This is a genomic window from Streptomyces sp. NPDC006365 (assembly GCF_042870755.1).
Taxonomy (GTDB): domain Bacteria; phylum Actinomycetota; class Actinomycetes; order Streptomycetales; family Streptomycetaceae; genus Streptomyces; species Streptomyces xiangluensis.
In genome coordinates this window covers 376541-394656 of the sequence record NZ_JBIAHS010000001.1, presented here as the reverse complement: position 1 = coordinate 394656, position 18116 = coordinate 376541, and the positions used below count along the sequence as shown (strand labels likewise).

The 18116-nt window shown below is 68.8% G+C and carries 16 protein-coding genes and 1 pseudogene; 8 read left to right on the top strand and 9 right to left on the bottom strand.

The features are described 5' to 3' along the window. Positions 1-708 carry a succinate dehydrogenase gene (locus ACFYO0_RS01820; protein WP_388668994.1) on the bottom strand — a complete coding sequence of 236 codons (708 nt, stop codon included), beginning with the start codon at positions 706-708 and terminating at the stop codon, positions 1-3. Positions 709-791: 83 nt separating this feature from the next. Between ACFYO0_RS01820 and ACFYO0_RS01815 the strand changes: the two genes are divergently transcribed. Next, entirely contained in the window at positions 792-1673 is an 882-nt protein-coding gene (locus ACFYO0_RS01815) for a LysR family transcriptional regulator (protein ID WP_388668991.1), read from the top strand. 292 nt (positions 1674-1965) lie between these two features. Here the strand turns inward: ACFYO0_RS01815 and ACFYO0_RS01810 are convergent, their stop codons facing one another. The 3 genes from ACFYO0_RS01810 to ACFYO0_RS01800 form a co-directional block, all read right to left on the bottom strand. Further along, entirely contained in the window at positions 1966-4104 is a 2139-nt protein-coding gene (locus tag ACFYO0_RS01810) for a putative bifunctional diguanylate cyclase/phosphodiesterase (protein ID WP_388668988.1), read from the bottom strand. Continuing rightward, complete coding sequence (locus tag ACFYO0_RS01805; protein WP_388668985.1) at positions 4101-4913, bottom strand: SAM-dependent methyltransferase; 813 nt, start codon at positions 4911-4913, stop codon at positions 4101-4103. The genes ACFYO0_RS01810 and ACFYO0_RS01805 overlap by 4 nt, the downstream gene beginning before the upstream one ends. 329 nt (positions 4914-5242) lie before the next feature. Continuing rightward, positions 5243-6232 (bottom strand): SCO0930 family lipoprotein, encoded by a 990-nt coding sequence (locus ACFYO0_RS01800; protein ID WP_388668982.1) that lies wholly within the window; start codon positions 6230-6232, stop codon positions 5243-5245. 341 nt (positions 6233-6573) lie between these two features. On the opposite strand from ACFYO0_RS01800, the gene ACFYO0_RS01795 reads away from it, so the two are divergent. After that, positions 6574-7098 (top strand): hypothetical protein, encoded by a 525-nt coding sequence (locus ACFYO0_RS01795; RefSeq protein WP_388668979.1) that lies wholly within the window; start codon positions 6574-6576, stop codon positions 7096-7098. A 99-nt stretch (positions 7099-7197) separates the two neighbouring features. Here ACFYO0_RS01795 and ACFYO0_RS01790 read toward each other — a convergent pair whose 3' ends face one another. Beyond that, the gene (locus tag ACFYO0_RS01790) at positions 7198-7731 is read right to left on the bottom strand and encodes a hypothetical protein (protein WP_388668976.1); all 534 of its coding nucleotides are present in this window, start codon (positions 7729-7731) and stop codon (positions 7198-7200) included. A 332-nt stretch (positions 7732-8063) separates the two neighbouring features. Between ACFYO0_RS01790 and ACFYO0_RS01785 the strand changes: the two genes are divergently transcribed. Next, on the top strand, positions 8064-8726 hold the full coding sequence (locus tag ACFYO0_RS01785; protein ID WP_388668973.1) for a class F sortase: 663 nt from the start codon (positions 8064-8066) through the stop codon (positions 8724-8726). A 109-nt stretch (positions 8727-8835) separates the two neighbouring features. Here the strand turns inward: ACFYO0_RS01785 and ACFYO0_RS01780 are convergent, their stop codons facing one another. Further along, a complete protein-coding gene (locus ACFYO0_RS01780) occupies positions 8836-9687 on the bottom strand; it encodes a polysaccharide deacetylase family protein (RefSeq protein WP_388668970.1) in 852 nt (283 codons plus the stop codon). Between the two features lie 195 nt (positions 9688-9882). Between ACFYO0_RS01780 and ACFYO0_RS01775 the strand changes: the two genes are divergently transcribed. Together ACFYO0_RS01775 and ACFYO0_RS01770 are read left to right on the top strand one after the other, a co-directional pair. Next, positions 9883-10356: a universal stress protein gene (locus ACFYO0_RS01775; RefSeq protein WP_388668967.1), complete on the top strand. Its 474-nt coding sequence runs from the start codon at positions 9883-9885 to the stop codon at positions 10354-10356. Positions 10357-10405: 49 nt separating this feature from the next. Further along, positions 10406-11537, top strand: a pseudogene (locus tag ACFYO0_RS01770) (APC family permease); the annotation flags it as partial. 8 nt (positions 11538-11545) lie between these two features. On the opposite strand, the gene ACFYO0_RS01765 reads toward ACFYO0_RS01770, so the two are convergent. Beyond that, entirely contained in the window at positions 11546-12706 is a 1161-nt protein-coding gene (locus ACFYO0_RS01765) for a CapA family protein (protein ID WP_388668964.1), read from the bottom strand. 311 nt (positions 12707-13017) lie between these two features. On the opposite strand from ACFYO0_RS01765, the gene ACFYO0_RS01760 reads away from it, so the two are divergent. The 3 genes from ACFYO0_RS01760 to ACFYO0_RS01750 all read left to right on the top strand — a co-directional run bounded on the left by ACFYO0_RS01760 (position 13018) and on the right by ACFYO0_RS01750 (position 15047). Next, positions 13018-13563, top strand: a complete 546-nt coding sequence (locus tag ACFYO0_RS01760; protein ID WP_033319094.1) for a sigma-70 family RNA polymerase sigma factor — start codon at positions 13018-13020, stop codon at positions 13561-13563. 135 nt (positions 13564-13698) lie between these two features. After that, entirely contained in the window at positions 13699-14214 is a 516-nt protein-coding gene (locus ACFYO0_RS01755) for a hypothetical protein (RefSeq protein WP_388668961.1), read from the top strand. A gap of 188 nt (positions 14215-14402) precedes the next feature. Continuing rightward, complete coding sequence (locus ACFYO0_RS01750; RefSeq protein ID WP_388668959.1) at positions 14403-15047, top strand: anti-sigma factor family protein; 645 nt, start codon at positions 14403-14405, stop codon at positions 15045-15047. 42 nt (positions 15048-15089) lie between these two features. Here the strand turns inward: ACFYO0_RS01750 and ACFYO0_RS01745 are convergent, their stop codons facing one another. Then, positions 15090-15953 carry an Fpg/Nei family DNA glycosylase gene (locus tag ACFYO0_RS01745; RefSeq protein WP_388668956.1) on the bottom strand — a complete coding sequence of 288 codons (864 nt, stop codon included), beginning with the start codon at positions 15951-15953 and terminating at the stop codon, positions 15090-15092. A 47-nt stretch (positions 15954-16000) separates the two neighbouring features. Continuing rightward, the gene (locus ACFYO0_RS01740) at positions 16001-18076 is read right to left on the bottom strand and encodes a SpoIIE family protein phosphatase (RefSeq protein WP_388668953.1); all 2076 of its coding nucleotides are present in this window, start codon (positions 18074-18076) and stop codon (positions 16001-16003) included. Positions 18077-18116: the final 40 nt, after the last annotated feature.

Sequence of the window (18116 nt, the reverse complement as noted above, 5' to 3'; positions counted from 1 at the left end):
TCAGCTCACCACTCCGGTCATCACGCCCACGGGCACGGAGACGAAGCCCACCGTCAGTACCAGAGCGAGCACGTTGGCGATGGTCTTGAAGGCACGGTCGCGGGAGCGGCTGCCGACCCCGAGGGTCTGCGCCGCGCTCCAGAAGCCGTGCCGGATGTGCAGGCCGAGAGCGAGCACCGCGACGAGATAGACGACGTTGCCGTACCAGGTGGAGAAGGTGTCGATCACGTTCTGGTACGGGTGTCCGGCCTCGAAGCCGCCTGGGTGCACGGTGCCGGTCGTCAGGTCGAGGATGTGCCAGACGATGAACAGCCCGAGGATGATCCCGCCCCAGCGCATCGTCCGTGTCGCGTAACTGGCACGCGGCTTCTTGTGCACGTACTTGGTGGGCCGCGCCTTGATGTCGCGGCGGCTCAGCTGGTACGCGGAGACGGCGTGCGCGACGACGGCTGCGACCAGGACGACGCGGATGATCCACAGCGCCCATTCGTAGTGCAGGAAGGGCTCGCCGAGGGTGCGCAGGGCGTGCGCGTACTCATTGAACTCGTCGGATCCGAAGAAGATCTTCAGGTTGCCCAGCATATGGACGACCAGGTACGCCAGCATGATCAGACCGCTCACGGCCATGACCGTCTTCTTGCCGACGGAGGAGTCCCACATCGTGCGGGTCATGGACGGTTTTCGGTCCGTCCGCGTTAGCAGCGCCATGACACGCACGCTAGGGCCGGAGGTCCCGATCGGTCCAAGACATGGAATGGCTGGTTTCAATAGTCAGAACCTATGTTGGTGGGATGCAGTTCCAACAGCTCCAGTACTTTGTGGCGGTCGCCGAGACTCGGCACTTCACCCGGGCCGCGGACCTCGTCCATGTCGCGCAGCCGTCCCTCTCGCAGCAGATCAAGGCGCTGGAACGGGAGTTGGGGGCGGATCTGTTCCTGCGCGCACGCGGCAACATCACACTCACGGACGCGGGCGAGGCACTGCTGCCGCTGGCCCGCCGCATCCTGGCCGACGCGGAGACGGCTCGGCACGAGGTGGGGGAACTGGTACAGCTGCGCAGCGGGCGGATTCGTCTCGGTGCGACTCCGAGCGTGTGCACGGGGCTGCTGCCCGACGTGCTGCGCGCCTTCCACGACCGGTATCCGGGCATCCGGCTGTTGATCGAAGAGGGAGGCTCGCATGATCTCGTACGGGAGCTCGCTCGCGGGGCGCTCGATCTCGCCCTCGTGGTGCTGCCTCTGCCTTCGCCATCACCCGCGCTGACCACGGTCGAGGTGCTGCGGGAGGACCTGGTGGTGGTGTCGTCCCCGGACGCACCCGCACCGGGCCGGGGTCGTACGGTCCGGATTCCGGACCTGGAGGGTGAGCGGCTGGTCATGTTCCGGCACGGGTACGACCTGCGGGAACTGACCGTCGCCGCGTGTCGCTCCGCTGGGTTCGAGCCGGACTTTGCGGTGGAGGGTGGGGAGATGGATGCGGTGCTGGGGTTTGTGGCCGCGGGACTCGGGGTGGCTGTGGTGCCGCGGATGGTGGCTGTTCGGGCGGGGCGGGGGTTGCGGGTGACTCCGTTGGCGCAGCCGGGGTTGCATCGGAGGATCGCGCTGGCACACCGGAGCGATGTGGCTCCGCCGCGGGCGGCTCGGGAATTTCAGCGGATGCTGCTCGAGCGGTAACCCCTTCGCTGAAGGTGCTGTCTCCGGGAGCGCCGTATTACTGGAAGCGACGTTGGGGACTGCGGGTCCGTCGTGGCTGGTCGCCCCTCCACTCTCGGCTTCTCCCCCACTCTCGGCTCCGCTCGAGCGGGGGGACCCCGATGAGCAGGGGGACCCCATCGCGGCGGAGCCGCAAACTGACACAGCCACGCGCCCCCGCCGGGGCGCTGCAGTCGCCGAAGCCGCGGAAGGGGCCGTCCGCCGTGGTGCCCAGGAGGCCGCCCCAACGGCGACCTACGCTCCGCTGTATGCGTCAGCCCGTCGCGTCCACCAACGCCAGCTCGTGGAGTCTGTCCGGTGGGCCGGGGCGGGCGTAGTACCAGCCCTGTGCCGTGTCGCAGCCCAGGACCTTCAGTTGTTCCGCCTGGGCGCCTGTTTCCACGCCCTCCACCGTGACCTTGAGGTCGAGGCTGTGGGCCAGGGAGACGATTCCGTCGACGATCTTCAGGTCGACCGGGTCCGCCGGGAACTGCTGCATGCTCTGGGTGAAGGAGCGGTCCAGTTTGAGGATGCTGACCGGGAGGCGGCGCAGGTTGGCGAGGTTGGAGTAGCCGGTGCCGAAGTCGTCGAGGGCGATGTCCACGCCCATCTCGGCCAGACGGCGCAGTGGCTTGAGGAGGTCGTCGTCGGCGCCGATCAGGGCGGACTCGGTGACCTCCAGGCAGAGGGAGGCCGGTTCGAGGCCGGCGCGCTCCAGGATGTCGACCGTGTCCGCGACCAGGCCGGGGTGGGTCAGCTGGCAGGGCGAGAGGTTCACGTTGATACGGAACGGGCCCGCCTGTTCACCGTGACGTTCCTGCCAGTCGCGGGCCTGGCGGACCGACTGCTCCAGCACCCAGCGGCCGAGCGGGACGATGAGGCCGGTGTGCTCGGCGAGCGGGATGAACCGGTCGGGGCCGAGCACGCCGTGCTGGGGGTGCAGCCAGCGGACGAGGGCCTCGGCGCCTCGTACGCTGTCGTCGCCCAGGTGCACGAGCGGCTGGTACTCGATGAAGAACTCGCCGCGGTCCAGGGCCGCGGGCAGTGCCGTGGTCAGTCCGTGGCGGGTGATGGCGCGGGCGTCGGCCTCGGGGTCCGCGAGCTCGTAGCGATTGCCGCCCGCCGACTTGGCGCGGTACATCGTGATGTCGGCGCTGCGCAGCACCTCCGCAGGGCCGCGTTCGCCGGCCGGGCCCTCGACGATGCCGATACTGCCGCGGACGGTCAGTTCCCGGCCGTCGATACGGACCGGGGTGACGAGGGCGTTCATGATGCGGTCGGCGAGCGCGTCGACCTCTGTCTCGGTGTCGGGCCCGGTGGTCAGCGCCACGAACTCGTCGCCGCCGAGCCGGGCGACCATCTCTCCGGGCGCGGTCGCGCAGGACTGCAGCCGGTCGGCGACCTCGACGAGCAGCCGGTCACCGGCGGCGTGCCCGAGGCTGTCGTTGATGGTCTTGAAGCCGTCGATGTCGAGATAGCAGAGCCCGAAGCGCATGCCCTCACCCGCGGAGAGCGCCTTTTCGAGCCGCTCGAAGAACAGGGTGCGGTTGGGCAGTCCGGTGAGGGCGTCATGGGTCGCCTCGTACCGCAGCCGCAGATTGAGCAGCCGGCGTTCGGTGGTGTCCTCCATGAGGGCGAGCTGGTACTGGGGCCGGCCGTCGGCGTCACGCAGCAGGGAGACCGTCAGATTGGTCCACAGAACCGTTCCGTCAGGTCGGTAGAAGGCCTTCTCCACGTGGTAGTGCTCACGCTCACCGCGCACCAACTCCTCGTACAGGTGCCAGACTTGAGGAGCATCGTCGGGGTGCGTCCAGTCGACCACGTTACGGCCGCGCATCGATTCCTCGGTGCCGCCGAACATCCGCAACAGGGCCTTGTTCACCTGCAGGATGTTGCCGTCGAGGTCCGCGATGCCGATTCCTATGGCCGCGCCCTCGAACACCGCGCGGAGTCGCGCCTCGGTCGCGTGCAGCGCCTGAGCGACCACGCCCTGAGCCTGAAGGGCCGCTCGCGCGATGGCTTCCTGTTCGGCCAGCGTCCGCTCCCGCAGTGCCTCGGCGAACCCGGCGGCCATGGCATGCTGCAACCGCGCCGAACGGCTGCGCAGGTCCTCGTGTGATCCGTCCCCGCCGCAGTAGAGCACCAGATAGGCGTCCACGCAGTCGAGTGCGCGGCTGAGCGCCTCCGGCTCTGTGCAGTGGGCGTCGATCAGCGCGGCGCCGACCCCCCTGCCCTCGGCCGCGTCGAACGTCCTGGCCCGCAGCGCCTCACTCAACCGCCGGGCGAGCGGCAGCAGTTCCCGCTCCAGCTCGGGGCGGGTCAGCGATGTCGCCGTGTGCGGGAAGACCGCCCGGCTCCAGATCGTCGCGAATCTGCGGAGTCTGTCTTCCGGCCCGTCCGGCTCCGCGGTCACGCCGTGCGCCCCACGCCGGCGAACCCGGAATAGGAATACGGATCCTCGTCCTCGAGTGCCGTGTCGGGCCGCCATTCCGGCATCGGCACCAGTCCGGGTTCCATCATGTCGTACCCCTCGAAGAACCGCGCGATCTCGTCGCGCGAGCGCATGATCAGCGGATTGCGAATGTTCTTGTAGACGTCGACCGCACCTTCGGCCCGCTCTGGGGGAAGCGGGATGCCCTCATAGGAGGCGTGCGTGACGACGAGCAGGCTGCCCGGCGCAAGCGCGTCGCGCAGCTGTGCCACCGCCTCGTACGGGCCGTCCTCGTCCTCCACGAAGTGAAGTATGGCAACGAGGAGGAGCGCTACTGGCCGATTCTGGTCGATCAGGCGCTGAAACTGAGAACTGGTCAGGATCTCCTGGGGCTTGCGCAGATCGGCGGCTACGACGTCCGTGTCCTCGTTGCCCTCCAGGACGGCCTCGCTGTGGGCGACGGCGACCGGGTCGTTGTCGACGTACAGGACGCGCGCTCCGGGGCTGGCGCTCTGGGCGACCTCGTGGACATTGCCGAAGGTGGGGATGCCTGAGCCGATGTCCAGGAACTGGGTGATGCCTTCGTCCGCCGCGAAACGGACGGCCCGGCGCAGGAAAGCGCGGTTTGCCTTCATGATCTTCGGAAGGCCCGGCATGAACTCCATCGCCTTGCGGGCCGCTTCCCGGTCGACGTCGAAGTTGTGCGATCCGCCCAGGTAGTAGTCGTAGATGCGGCTCACGCTCGGCACCGAGATATCGATGCCACGTGGGGCCCAGGCGGGACGCTCCATCTATCTCTCCAAGGCGTAGGCGATCCGGTGTTCGAGCTGAGGCTACTGATCGCCTGCCAACGGGGCGAGTGGAAACGGAAATTGACCATCCGTTCCCGGTCACTGCCCGGGGCACATGCGGAATTGCAGTCGTACGAAATCGCTCCGAAGCCCTGAGAGCGGTGAAAAACGGCCAACCCCCTCCGTGCGGTGCGGAGGGGGTGGACCGGGGGTTGAGCGGTTGCTCGGTTCCTTGCGGCGTGTCAGTCGTCTGTTCCTGGTGACTCCTCCCTTCGTTGTCCTGCCTGCTGTGGATTGTGTGCTGCGTGGTCTGTGGTGTGCGGTGACGTCTACTTCTTGATCGCGCTGCCATCGGGGGCCATGGCGTACCAAGTGCCGCCCACGCCCTGGCCGTTGGTGTCGCCGGGCTTCTTGTCGCCCGCGAAGGTGTACATCGGCCAGCAGTCGATGCTCTGCTGCTTGAGTCCGTCCGCACGCTTGTTGATGACGTAGCCGCGCCGGCCGTCGACCTCGGTGTCGATGCCCTTGGTGTCGGCGGCGTCGACCGGCTCGACTACCGGCCACTTCTCGAGGCACTCACCGACACAGTTCGACTTCATCGGCCACTGGACGTCCTTCTCGAAGCGGTAGACCGTCATACCGTTCTTGTCGACGACGACCTCACCCAGCTTGGGGTCCTGTCGGGTCGAAAGGCCGGGCAGACCGGCGGCCTCCGCCCCGGCGTCATCACCGGCTCCGGCCTCCGCGGCGTCCGCCGCCGCCTTCTTGCCGTTGGGCGCCGACGCGTACCAAGTACCCTGCACACCCTGGCCCTTGGTGTCACCGGCCTTGGTGTCCTTCGCGTACCGGTACATCGGCCAGCCGTCGATGGTCAGTTGCTTCGTGCCATCGGCACGGGTGACCTCACCGAGCAGCGTCTTGTCCATGCCCGCCGGAGCGGTGGCCCCCGAGGCCGGGACCGGGGGCCATGCCGTGGCGCAGTCGCCGTCACAGTTCGACTTCGGCGGTGAGGCGGTGTCCTTGTCGAAGCGGTAGAGCGTCATACCGGCGCCGTCCGTGACCATTTCGCCGAGAGCCTTGTTCTTCGATATGGCGAGCTTGCCGGCGGTCTGCGCCTGCGCACCGGCGCCGGCCTGTCCCGCACCGGGAGTGGGCGTGCTCGTACCCGCCCCGTAGTCATTGCCAACCCCGTTGGCGGCGGGCGCCGCCCCCACGTTCTGGCTTCCCGTGGACTGGGGGGTGTCCGAGCCGCACGCAGTCGTCAGCGCCAGGGCCGCAGCGGCCGCTACGAGGGAGGCGCTCCGCCAGGAGGTCTTCATTTGGGTAACTCCCCGCTAATCACTCAGATGTTGCGGCGCACCACTGCGCCGCGTATGGCCCTAGGTACGGGTGAGAACAGGGAGAGCGTTCAACCGGCTCACAAGATTCTTTGAGTGATGGCTGCGCAGCTTGCGCCGTATGTGACTCGCGCGTAGCCAGCCATCGCCGGAATGGCTTGTTCTCGCCGTTCTGTCGCCGTCGCGGCGGCGGCCGGTGCCCCATTCGGGCCACTGCGATCGCGCATGCGGGCGGACCTTTTTAGCGTTTCGACCATCGAGGTGCATGTACGGCGCAAGCGGAAAAGGTCCGCGGCTGCTCCTCGGGACCCGGAGGATTCACCATGCGCGCGATATGTGTCGCTTCGGCCGCACTGCTGGGCGCCGGCGCCCTGGCCCTGGCCGCACCGGCGGCCGTCGCCGCGACGGGCGGCGAACGCGGGAGCAACTCGTTCGGTTTCGATGTCTCACCTACGACCGTCGCCGCGGGCGACGACGTCACGCTGAACGTCTGGGGCTGCGCGACCGAGGTCAAGGTGTTCTCGAGTGCCTTCGATCCTGTGGTGATCCCCAAGGGCCAGCACTCGGCCACGGCCACCGTCGGCTGGAAAGCCGAGCCCGGCACCGTGCAGGTGACCTTCCAGTGCGAGAAGGAGTACGGCAACAAGGATCTGACCATCGAGGCCGGACGGCAGTCGGGCCATGGCCAGTCCAACATGCACGCCCAGAAGGGCGTCAAGGCCGGTGCCGGCGGCACCATCGCCGGTTTCGACCCGGGCGACATCGGACTGGGGCTCGCACTCGTCATGGGCTCGGTGGGCGCGGCGTACCACTGGTCACACCGCCGCACCGCCGGCGAGGACAACTGACCCGAGCACAACTGCCGTTCACCTTCCAGCTCTTCGCCCCGGACCGAGCGGTCCGGGGCGAAGAGCTGGAAGGTGTGTACTGCGTCGGGCCTTGTTATCTCAGGCCTTGTTCTCGGAGCGGCGGCGCATCCAGAACACCGCTCCGCCGACGAGCGCGAGGCCCAGCAGGCCGCCGCCGATCGCCATGTCGGTCGGCGTGGCACCACTGGAGCTGCTGCCGCCGAGACCACCGCGGACGCCGCCGATGACGGTGAAGGCCTGAGGCTTGGTGAGGGTGCCCGTGCCGACGCAGTTGACGGTGATGTCGTAGGTGCCCGGGGCGGCCGTCTGGTTGATGGTCGCGACCCCCCTGGCCGTCTCGCTCCCCCTGGACATGTCGTCGTGCCCCCTGTCGTGGTGATTCTTGATCGGCTCAAGAGGCGTCCGCGGGAACGCGGGCGACGTCATGGTGCCGCCCCGCGGGCAGCCGTCGACGGTGACCGTCAGCTGCCCGCCCCGGGCGATGACGCTGGGCGTGGCGACGATGTTGCTCGGGCTGGAGCTGAAGCCGTCCCGGGCCGCGGCCGTGGGGGCGGCGAGCCCGAGGGTGGCGAGGGCTGTCGCAGAGACCGCCAGGGCACGAGTGGTACGCATGTGATCCTCCGCGGAAGGCGCCCCGGGAACCGTCCCCGGGTCGAATCGGCGAGAAAACGCCTCCCAGACGAACCCTCAGATGGCTTGCGGAGGGCCGCATTTCGAGAATGGTCCGTCCTGGTGAGAGGAACGCCGCGGATAAGGACCACAATCGGATATTGCCGCAGGTCACGGACCGTCAGAAATTTCCGGACCGCTCAGACTCGGATGGCGCACCGGCTTCGACGCGGCCACCCGTTCGCGCGTCTCCCGTCGCCTGCCGGGAATCTTGGACTTAGCGTTCTCGTATGCGCGAGTGACGCGGCGACGGCCGCGTCGAGAGGGGTTTGCGAATGTCTGCGTCCGAGCTGGCCGAAGAGGAGGAGCGGCAGAGGAAGCGCGCTCCCTGGGGCGTGCTGGCACTTGTTCTGCTGACCGGTCTCGCGCTCATTCGAAATGGCTCGGGAGAATTCGACGTGGGCCCGCCGCAGCCCGCGACGGCGGCGGCCGCAAAGAGCCGTCCCCCCGGAATCACCCGCTCGAACGGGCCGGCTCCCCTGCCATTCTCCGTGGTCGACCGCATCAGCATCCCTGCCATCCAGGTCGACGCCCCGGTCATGCCGGTAGGGCTCGACGTGGAGGGCTGGGTGGACGCGCCCCCTCCCGAGGACCCGAATCTCGCGGGCTGGTTCACCGGCGCGGTCTCCCCCGGCGAAAAGGGCACGGCCGTCATGGTCGGCCATGTGGACAACGAGCAGGGACCCGCCGTCTTCTACGGTCTCGGGGCCCTGAAACAGGGACATCGCGTGGAGGTCACACGCAAGGACGGGAAACTCGCCGTGTTCGAGATCTACGGCATCGAGGTGTTCGACAAGAACAACTTCCCCGGCGACCGCGTCTACGGAGACACCGGAACTCCCGAATTGCGCGTCATCACCTGTGGAGGCGGTTTCTCCCAGCAGAACGGCTACGACGGGAACGTCGTCGTGTTCGCCCGCCTGGTAGAGGCTCACTGAGCGTTTCCGACGGAGCGGGTGAAAGCCCGTGGAATTCCGTCGGCTCTCCTGTCGCATCCGCGGATTCTCGTCTGAATCCGCGGATTCTCATCGGTCCACGTGAGCCGGTCTACGTGAACTGCCGACGGGGCACGGTGAGGTGATAGCCCGAGTCCAGCAGTCGCGGCAGATAGTCGCGCAGCGCCCGGATGCTCTGCGAACGGTCGCCGCCCGCGTCGTGCGCGAGGACCACGACGCCCGGGGCCGCGCCCTTCATGACCCGGCGCTCGATGGTGCGCGCACCGGGTTCCTTCCAGTCGAGGGTGTCGACGGTCCAGGCGAGCGGCTCCATGCCGAGTTCGGCGCCGAACTCGAAGACCGCCCGGTTCCAGGCCCCGTACGGTGCGCGGAACCAGCCGGGCCGTTCCCCGTACGTCTTCTCGATGATCTCGCTGGTGCGTTCCATCTCGGAGCGGATCGCGGACCGGCCCAGCCCGGTCAGCAGCGGGTGGGACCAGGTGTGATTGCCGACGATGTGTCCCTCGTCTGCCATCTTCCGGAGCATGTCCTTGTGCTCGACGACCATCGAGCCGCACACGAAGAACATCGCGCGGACGTCGTGGTCCTTGAGGGTGCGCAGGACTTGGGGGGTGTAGCGGGGGTCAGGGCCGTCGTCGAAGGTCAGCACCATGGTGGGGCCCCGCCCGGCGATACGCAGGAAGGGTTCGCGCCGTACGAGGGTGCGCCCCGGTGCGCTGCGCAGGGGGCCGTATCCGGCGATGGGCTGGAGCCGATAGGCAGAGGGCCGCAGGGCGCCGGCCTGCGGGGCGCCCGCGGCGGGATTCGCGGGAGGCTCGCCCGGCGGCGGGGCCGGACCGGCGGCGAGAAGGCGTACCGTACCGGCCGCTCCCGCAGCCCCCAGGACGGCGGCGCCACCGACGAGCAACGCCTTGCGCCGGGAAAGCATTTGATCCTTATTCATGACTAATCAGTCGCCCGGTCGGCGCCCTGAACCGCACACCGACACCTGTACGGCCGCACAAAAACACCCGTTGGAACCACCTCTGCAACGGCACACGAGCGCAAACGTTAGCGCCTCTCACACACAGTCAGCACGCGCACTCGGCCCGGTTCCCCGAGCGGGGCGGGACCTGGGCACTCCGATAACCTCGGCGCCGTGACGGAACAGCACTCACCAGGGCACTCACAGGAGTTCGAGCGCGGCACGGACGGGCCGAAGGTCATCGTGGCCGGCGTGGATGGCTCCGACTCCTCATTGCGCGCCGTGGCCTACGCCGCCGGTCTGGCCCGGCGGCAGCGGGCGCTGCTCGCCGTCGTGTACGTCCAGCCGGTGCTGGCGGCGGGCACCGCGGCCGGGGCTCCGGTCGCCGATACGACCGACGAGATCGCCCGGGGGCTCGTCCGGGACATGCACGAGGCGACCGAGCAGGTCAAGGACATATTCCAGGTCCGCTGGGAGTTCCACACTTTTCGCGGCGACGCATACAGCGGTCTCGTGGCCGCGGCGGACCAACTCAAGGCGGACGCCGTCGTGGTGGGAGCGTCCGAGCAGTCGGGGCATCGCTTCATCGGCTCGGTGGCCGTCCGCCTCGTGAAGGCCGGGCGATGGCCTGTGACGGTTGTGCCGTAACCCGCGGCCAGCTCTTCCGCCCCAGCTGCGACCGGTTCATCATGATCCGCCCGCGGTCCTCGTGTCGTTCCTCATCGCGGGCGTCGCGAGTGCCGCGGCGGCGCTGTCGTACGCCGAGTTCGCGGGCCTCATCCCGAAGGCGGGCTCGGCCTACACGTACGGCTATGCGGTGCTCGGCGAGTTCGCGGCTGGTTCATCGGCTGGCGACGGGCACAAAGTCGACCTGTTCGCGGCGGTGCTGTGCCTGCTCATCGCGTATCTGCTGAACCTGGGCATCAAGAACGCGGCCCGGTTCGAGATGGTCGTCGTCGTCCTGAAGGTCGCGGTGGTGCTCCTGGTGATCGGCGTCGGCGTCTTCCACATCGACACGGCGAACTACAACCCGTTCTTCCCGTACGGGGTCGGCGGGGCGTTCACGGGCGCGGCGGCCGTCTTCTTCGCGGCCTTCGGGTACGACGCCATGTCGACGGTCGCCGAGGAGTCGAAGGACGCTCAGCGCCATATGCCGAAGGCGATCATCTACTCCCTCGCCATCTCGATGGTGCTGTACGTGCTCGCCTGTCTTGTCCTGACGGGTATGCAGGACTACCCGGACATCGACAAGGAGAGCGGCTTCTCGACGGCGTTCCAGTCGGTGGGCCTGGGCGGGCTCGCGAACGTCATCGCGGTCGGCGCGATCATCGGCATTCTCACCGTGATGTTCACGTTCATGCTGGGTGTCACCCGTGTCTGGTTCTCGATGTCCCGCGACGGGCTGCTGCCCAAGTGGTTCGCGAAGACGCATCCGACGCGGCATGTGCCGACACGGGTGACCTGGATCGCGGGCGTCGCCTCGGCCGTCATCGCCGGGTTCCTGCCGATCGGCGAGGCGGCCGAACTGACCAATATCGGAATCCTGTTGGCGTTCGTCGTCGTGTGCGTCGCGGTGATCGTGCTGCGCTACAAGCGGCCCGACCTGCCGCGCACCTTCCGTACGCCGTGGATGCCGTTCGTGCCCGCGGTCGGCATCGTCTTCTCGATCTGGCTGATCACGTTCCTGCAGTGGCAGACGTGGGCGCGGTTCGCCGTGTGGTTCCTGGTGGGCCTCGTCTTCTCCTTCGCGTACTCGTACCCGGCGCTCGGAGCTGGCCAAGGCGGAAGCGGCGGCGAATTCGGAGACGACTGGGCCCACCTCCCCATGACGCGGGGACTACTTCCCCATGACGAGCCCGTCCTCGGCCGCGCCCCGGCTGAGGACGACCTGGCGGATCCGGTCGCGCACGGCGCTCTGGTCCGGCGCCTCGTTCAGGTTCACGACACGATGGGAGCCGACGTCGAACCACTGCGGTACGAACTCGGCCTTCTCGACCTTCCACCGTCCGCCGGGTTCGGCGGGCGGGGCGAAGGTGAAGCGGCCGATGGTGCTCTCGTTGCCGCGGGGGTCGTGGGCGCCGCTGTGGTTGACCATCGATCCGGCGATCTGGTCGCCCATGCCGTAGACGACCCAGGTGCCGTTGACCTTCTCGTACGCCTGCGGGACATGGGCGTGGGTGCCGAGGATCAGATCGATGGCGGGGCGGCCGTCCGTGCGGGCTTCGGTGAGCTGCCTGCTCAGCCTCAGCTGCTGTGCGTCGGGCGCGTCCTGCCATTCGGTGCCCCAGTGCACGGAGAGGACCACGACGTCGGCGCCCGCCTTCCGGGCGGCGCGGGCGTCCGCGAGGATTCTGTCGCGGTCGATCAGGTTCACCGCCCAGGGCCTGGCCTCGGGCAGCGGGATGCCGTTCGTGCCGTACGTGTACGCGAGGTGGGCGACCTTCGCGGGGCCCGCCCGCAGGAGGGTGGGCGTGCTCGCCTCGGCGGCGGTGCGGGCGGATCCGGCGTGCCGTACGCCCGCCCGGTCGAGTGCGTCGAGCGTGCGGTGGATGCCCGCGGCGCCGGCGTCGAGGGTGTGGTTCGAGGCGGTCGAACAGGCGTCGTAGCCGGTGGCGGCCAGGCCCGCGGCCACCTCGGGCGGCGACTTGAAAAGGGGGTAGCCGGAATAGTCGCCGTTCGCGCCGTACACCGTCTCCATGTGGCAGATTGCCAGATCGGCCCGGGCCACAACGGGTTGCATGCCCGCGAGCATGGGACGGAAGTCGTAGCCGCTGCCGCCCGCGTCCGCGTTCGCCTGGCGGATGACCGAGCTGTGCGGCAGGACGTCGCCGGAGGCGACGAGCGTGAAACGGGCGTTCGCGGCGTGCGGCGCGGGATCCCCGGACCGCGCGGGCCGCACCTGCTCCCGCGCCTGCTCCTGCTCCTGCTCCTGCTCCTGCTCCTGCTCCTGGCAGCCGACAGCTGCCGTGAGGAGCAGGACCGCCAGGGCCAGTGTCATGTGTCGCCTGCGTGTGGTCTTCAAGCCGGCTCCCGTGCGGTCGTATTTAATTACTAACGATTACGAATCCACCCAGAGACGACAAAGGGGTCAAGTAGCCATTCCGGCCAGGTAGCTGAAACGGCCCCACTCGGTCTCTTCCGGACCACCTGGTGCGCGAGCCGTTCCAGCCAGCCGGAGGGCTGGGGTGCCGTCGACCGGCCACCCCCGATCGACCGTTCATCGCACCGTTCGTCGACAGCTTCGACCGTCCGCCGACGATCCGCGTCCGTGACCTGTCCCGACGGAGCGACCTGCGCTGACATACGGCCATGACGGCCGCCACCACCATCACGAGCAGGACGACCGCCGAGCACGAGCTGGCCGAGTTGCAGCGGGAGCACGGCGCACCGCTCTTCGCCCTGCTGCTGAGGCTCTCGGACGGAGACCGGCAGCGCGCCGAGGATCTGGTGCAGGAAACACTGGTACGCGCCTGGCAGCACCCCGAGGCGCTGCGGGCCGACGACTTCGACTCCGTACGGCCCTGGCTGCTGACCGTGGGGCGACGGCTCGCCATCGACGCACGCAGGGCCCGTCAGGCGCGGCCCGCCGAGGTCGGGGACGCCGTACTGGAGAGCGCGCGGGTCTGCGCCGATCACGCGGAAAGGTCAGCCGCCACCCTCGATGTGCGCGAGGCTGTGAAGACACTCACTCCCGAGCACCGGGAAGTTCTGGTGCAGGTGTACTTCCGCGGTGCGAGTGTTGCAGAAGCCGCCGCGGAGCTGGGGATCCCGCCCGGTACCGTGAAGTCCCGCGCGTACTACGCGCTGCGCGCCCTGCGCCGGGTACTTCCGGGATATGCGGCCGACCTGCGGTGAAACCAATGGTCGAGTCAAACCTCCGTAAAGCGCCTTGCCGAGACCCTCTGTTGAGTAATCGGCTGTCCTCATCCGTGTTCCGGAATGGGGCCCGGGGTCGGGCGACGCGCACGCACCGGAGGAAGGCAGGAAAGGATGCTGCACAGAGGCCACGAGAGCACGGACGGCACCGGCGGCGGTGAACTCGTCGTTCCCATGGCGTGGTTGTACGCCGAGTACATCGCTGACGAGCTGTTGCGTACCGGGGACCTGATGCCGCCGACGTCATTCGAGTTCCGCGCCGGGCGCGACGCGCTGGCGCTGACCATCTTCCTGTCGGACACGAGCGGTGAGCTCTCCGGCATCCGCGTCGTCTCGCAGCTGGAGACCTGGCTTTCGCTGACGGCGTACGACCAGCCGTGGCAGGACTGGGTGTGTGAGCGGCTTGCGGCGCAGGCGGCCGAGGCGGTCGAATCGGGAGGCCCCACGCCGGACCTGGAGCTGGCGACGGCGGCCTGGCGCTGGCTGGAGGAGACGGAGCTTCTCGCGCCGGACCTGGACGCGGTGCCGGGCGGAGGCCCGGTGCCCGGCGAGGACGACGGCCCGAAGGTGTGGACGCCGGCCTGGCGGCTGGGGCTGCCGTTGGGGCACCTCGCGATCCATCTCTTCTGATCCGTGATCTTTCCGTTCTCCGAACTTTTCCGATCCGCGACTTTTTTTGGTTCCCGACCAATCCGCGGGCACTCCGGCTCCGAATCTCCTGGTTGGTTTCCTGCGGGGCTTGAGTGATTCGGCGTTCTCGTGCGTACCGGTGGGCAAGTAGCTACTCCTAGCTCTCACCATCGCCACGAGGATGAGGTATGAGGTCCCTGGAACGCCATCGCGACGTCGGCGCCTATGCGCTCGGCGTGCTGGACGCTGCGGATGCATTCCGCTTCGAGGACCACCTCGTGGAGTGCCCTCAGTGCGCGATGCAGATACGCGAACTCGCCCCCACGACACGGTCCCTGCGGGCGTACGCCGAGGCGACTCCGCGCACCGTGAATCCCATGACCAGGCCCGGCCCGGCGCTGCTCGACCGGCTGCTCGAGGACGTGGCCAGATCACGCAGGAAAGGACGTACGCGCTGGCTGTTCGCCGTCGCCGCCGCGGTGGTGATCGCGGTGGGCGGGCCCGCGGTCGCGGTGCTCGCCGGCGGATCCGACGCGGACGGACAGCGGGTCGCCGCGACCGACCCGGGTACCGGTGTGTGGGCCGAGGTCACCACCCATGACCGGGCCTGGGGCAGCGACGTCGATTTCATGGTCAAGGGCATCTCTGAGCCTCAGCCCTGCGAGCTCGTCGCCATCGGCAACGACGGCTCGGAGGAGACGCTGATGAACTGGCAGGCGGGCGGCGGCACACCCGGCCCCATGCAGGCCTCCGCGTCGATGAACACCGACGAGATCACGCGGTACGAAGTGCGCACGGGCAACAAGACGCTCGTGAAGCTCAAGGCTCCCTGATCCCCCGGGCCACTCCTGATCCGCGGGACTGCTTCAGGACGCCTACTTCAGGAACTTCGACAACCTGCGGTCCGCGAGGGGCTTGCCGCCCGTCTGGCAGGTCGGGCAGTACTGCAGGGACGAGTCGCTGAAGGAGACCTCGCGGATCGTGTCGCCGCACACCGGGCAGGGCTCCCCGGTGCGGGCGTGCACCCGCAGACCGCTCTTCTTCTCCGCCTTCAGCCGTCCGGCGGCCACCCCGCGTGAGCGCTCGACGGCCTCGGTGAGGGTGGTGCGCAGCGCCTCGTACAGGCGGTGGGTCTCCTCGGTGGTCAATGAGGCGGCGAGTTTGAAGGGGGACATCCGGGCGGCGTGCAGGATCTCGTCACTGTAGGCGTTCCCGATGCCCGCGATCAGGCTCTGGTCGCGCAGCGCGCCCTTGAGCTGGCGGCGCTCCCCCTCGAGCAGCTTGGCGAAGCGTCTCTCGTCGAAGTCGTCGGCCAGCGGATCCGGGCCGAGCCGGGCGACGCCCGGGACCTCGCCGGCATCCCGGACGACGTACACGGCCAGCCGCTTCTGCGTGCCGGCCTCGGTGAGGTCGAAGCCTTCGCCCGTCTCCAGGGCGACCCGCATCGCGAGCGGGCCCTTCCCCGGCCGGGGCGGGCCGTCGGGCAGACGGTCCTTCCACTGGAGCCACCCCGCACGGGCCAGATGCGTCACGAAGTGCGGGCCGTCGCCCGTCGACAGGTCCAGAAACTTGCCGTGCCGGTGCACGGCCGTGACCTCACGGCCTTCGAGGGCGGCGAGCGGCGGATCGTACGTCTTCAGGACGCTGATCGCGACGGGCAGCACCCGCACGATCTCATGGCCGACGAGGTGCTCGGTCAGGAAGTCCTTGAGCGCCTCGACCTCGGGAAGTTCCGGCATACGTCCAGAGTGCCACCCGGTGGCGACGACGCCATGCGCGGCAGTTGTCAGCTTCCTTCCGGAACGATGAACTCGCACCACACGCACTTGCCGCCGCCGCGCGCCTCCACGCCCCACACATCCGCGAGGCGGTCCACCAGCAGCAGTCCGCGCCCCGAGACCCCGGACTCCCCCGCCTCGCGGCGGCGCGGCAGGGCGCTGGAGGCGTCCTCGACCTCGACGCGCAGGCGGCGGTCGGAGCCGGAGAGGACCCTCAGGGTGACGATCGCGGAACCCTCGGTGTGTATCAGGGCGTTGGTGATCATCTCGTCGGCGACCAGTTCGACCTCGTCGGCACGGTCCTCCGCGTCCCAGGCCGCCACCGCGGCGCGGATCATGTGCCGGGCACCGGTGAGCGCCTCCGGATCGCCCGGCCCGATGTGCTGCTGGAGCCGTCCGCCGGACTGCTGCGCGACGTGGCCGAGGCGGCGCAGCAGAAGCAGTGCGACATCGTCGTCGCCGCCGCGTTCCTCGGCCACGTCGATGAGCCGGTCGGCGAGGTCGCGTACGTCGTCGGGGCCCGTGTGAACGAGTGCCTGGAGCGTCTTCATCCCCTCGTCGAGGTCCACTCCCGGCTGTTCGACGAGCCCGTCGGTGTACAGCAGCAGAGTCTGGCCCGGGTCGAGTTCGAAGGTGTCGACCTGGTAGTGCAGCCGCCCGAACTCGGCGGACAGACCGAGTGGCAGTCCCCCTTCGACGGACAGCCGGTGGCAGCTGCCGTCCGGGTCGCGCACCAGTGGGTCGATATGGCCGGCCCGTACGATCTGGACCACTCCGGTGGACAGGTCGGCCTCCGCGTAGGTGCAGGTCGCGAAGCGTTCGGTGTCGAGTTCGTCCAGGAAGACCGAGGCGCGGGCCATGACGGTGGCGGGTGTGTGGCCCTCGGCGGCGTAGGCGCGCAGCACGATGCGCAGCTGGCCCATCACGGCTGCCGCGTGGGTGTCGTGACCCTGGACGTCGCCGATGACGGCACCGACCCGGCCGCCGGGCAGCGGGATGATGTCGTACCAATCGCCGCCGATGTCCCTGCCCAGCGAGGCCGAGCGGTAGCGGACGGCGATGTCGGCGCCGGGGACGCTGGGTATGGAACGCGGCAGCATGGCCTGCTGGAGCCCCTGGGCGAGGTCCTTCTCCTGCTCGTAGAGCATGGCCCGCTGGAGGCTCTGCCCGATGCTGCTGCCCAGGGCGACGAGGACGTTGCGCTCCTCCGCCGTGAAGCCCCGCTTGTCGTGGTAGAGCAGGCCGAGCGCGCCGATGGGGCGGGCCTGCGCGATCAGCGGCAGATAGGCGGCCGAGGTGATGTGCAGGTCGGTTATGTGCGGCCACAGCAGGGGGTACGACTGGGCGAAGTCCTCCGGTGACTCGATGAAGCGCGGGGTGAGGGTGCGGACGACCTCGCTCATCGGGTACTGCTCGTCTATGCGCGTGACCCGGGTGCCGGGTACGAAGCTGCCGGTGGGCCCCTCCGCGACGAGGCGGATCCGGCCGGCCTCCACCAGGCCCATGACCAGGCTCGTCGCACCGAGGTGGGTCAGTCCATGGGTGTCGGTGAGGACGTCGATGACGTCCTGGACGGTGCGGGCGTGCGCGAGCGCGGCGGTGGCGATCTGCACGACGTTCGTCTGCCGGCGGCGGAACTCGTCGAGCGCCGCCTGTTCGCGCTGGGCCTCGCTCTCGATCAGCTCCTGGGTGGCGTCGCGGATGATGCCGATGACGCGACGCGGCCGGCCCGCCTCGTCGCGCCGGATGTAGCCCTGGGTGTGGGTCCAGCGGAGGGTGCCGTCGCGGCGGCGTATGCGGAAGTACGCCCCGTAGTTCTCGCTGCCGTCCTTGATGGCCTGGGAGACGTGGGTGTCCAGGCGGTGGGCCTCGGTCGGGGGCACTCGCGGGGCCAGCGTCTCGACGCGACCGTCGTACTCGTCGGGAGACATGTCGAAGATCTCGTGGGCCTGGGGATCCATCTGCATGATGCCGGTGTCCAGGTCCCAGTCGAAGCTGCCCATGCGGTTGAGCGCCAGGATCGGGTCCGGGTGGGCGGGCCAGTCGTCCGGGAGTGACAGGGCGCTCGCTCCCCGATCAACCATGGGGCTTACCTTGCCAGGGTTTGGCCAAATCTTCGACTTC

Bases quoted from the DNA above. Each gene is read 5' to 3' on its own strand.
- ACFYO0_RS01820 (WP_388668994.1), bottom strand. From the start codon at position 708: ATGGCGCTGCTAACGCGGACGGACCGAAAACCGTCCATGACCCGCACG.
- ACFYO0_RS01815 (WP_388668991.1), top strand. From the start codon at position 792: ATGCAGTTCCAACAGCTCCAGTACTTTGTGGCGGTCGCCGAGACTCGG.
- ACFYO0_RS01805 (WP_388668985.1), bottom strand. From the start codon at position 4,913: ATGGAGCGTCCCGCCTGGGCCCCACGTGGCATCGATATCTCGGTGCCG.
- ACFYO0_RS01800 (WP_388668982.1), bottom strand. From the start codon at position 6,232: ATGAAGACCTCCTGGCGGAGCGCCTCCCTCGTAGCGGCCGCTGCGGCC.
- ACFYO0_RS01795 (WP_388668979.1), top strand. From the start codon at position 6,574: ATGCGCGCGATATGTGTCGCTTCGGCCGCACTGCTGGGCGCCGGCGCC.
- ACFYO0_RS01790 (WP_388668976.1), bottom strand. From the start codon at position 7,731: ATGCGTACCACTCGTGCCCTGGCGGTCTCTGCGACAGCCCTCGCCACC.
- ACFYO0_RS01785 (WP_388668973.1), top strand. From the start codon at position 8,064: ATGTCTGCGTCCGAGCTGGCCGAAGAGGAGGAGCGGCAGAGGAAGCGC.
- ACFYO0_RS01780 (WP_388668970.1), bottom strand. From the start codon at position 9,687: ATGAATAAGGATCAAATGCTTTCCCGGCGCAAGGCGTTGCTCGTCGGT.
- ACFYO0_RS01765 (WP_388668964.1), bottom strand. From the start codon at position 12,706: ATGACACTGGCCCTGGCGGTCCTGCTCCTCACGGCAGCTGTCGGCTGC.
- ACFYO0_RS01760 (WP_033319094.1), top strand. From the start codon at position 13,018: ATGACGGCCGCCACCACCATCACGAGCAGGACGACCGCCGAGCACGAG.
- ACFYO0_RS01755 (WP_388668961.1), top strand. From the start codon at position 13,699: ATGCTGCACAGAGGCCACGAGAGCACGGACGGCACCGGCGGCGGTGAA.
- ACFYO0_RS01750 (WP_388668959.1), top strand. From the start codon at position 14,403: ATGAGGTCCCTGGAACGCCATCGCGACGTCGGCGCCTATGCGCTCGGC.
- ACFYO0_RS01745 (WP_388668956.1), bottom strand. From the start codon at position 15,953: ATGCCGGAACTTCCCGAGGTCGAGGCGCTCAAGGACTTCCTGACCGAG.
- ACFYO0_RS01740 (WP_388668953.1), bottom strand. From the start codon at position 18,076: ATGGTTGATCGGGGAGCGAGCGCCCTGTCACTCCCGGACGACTGGCCC.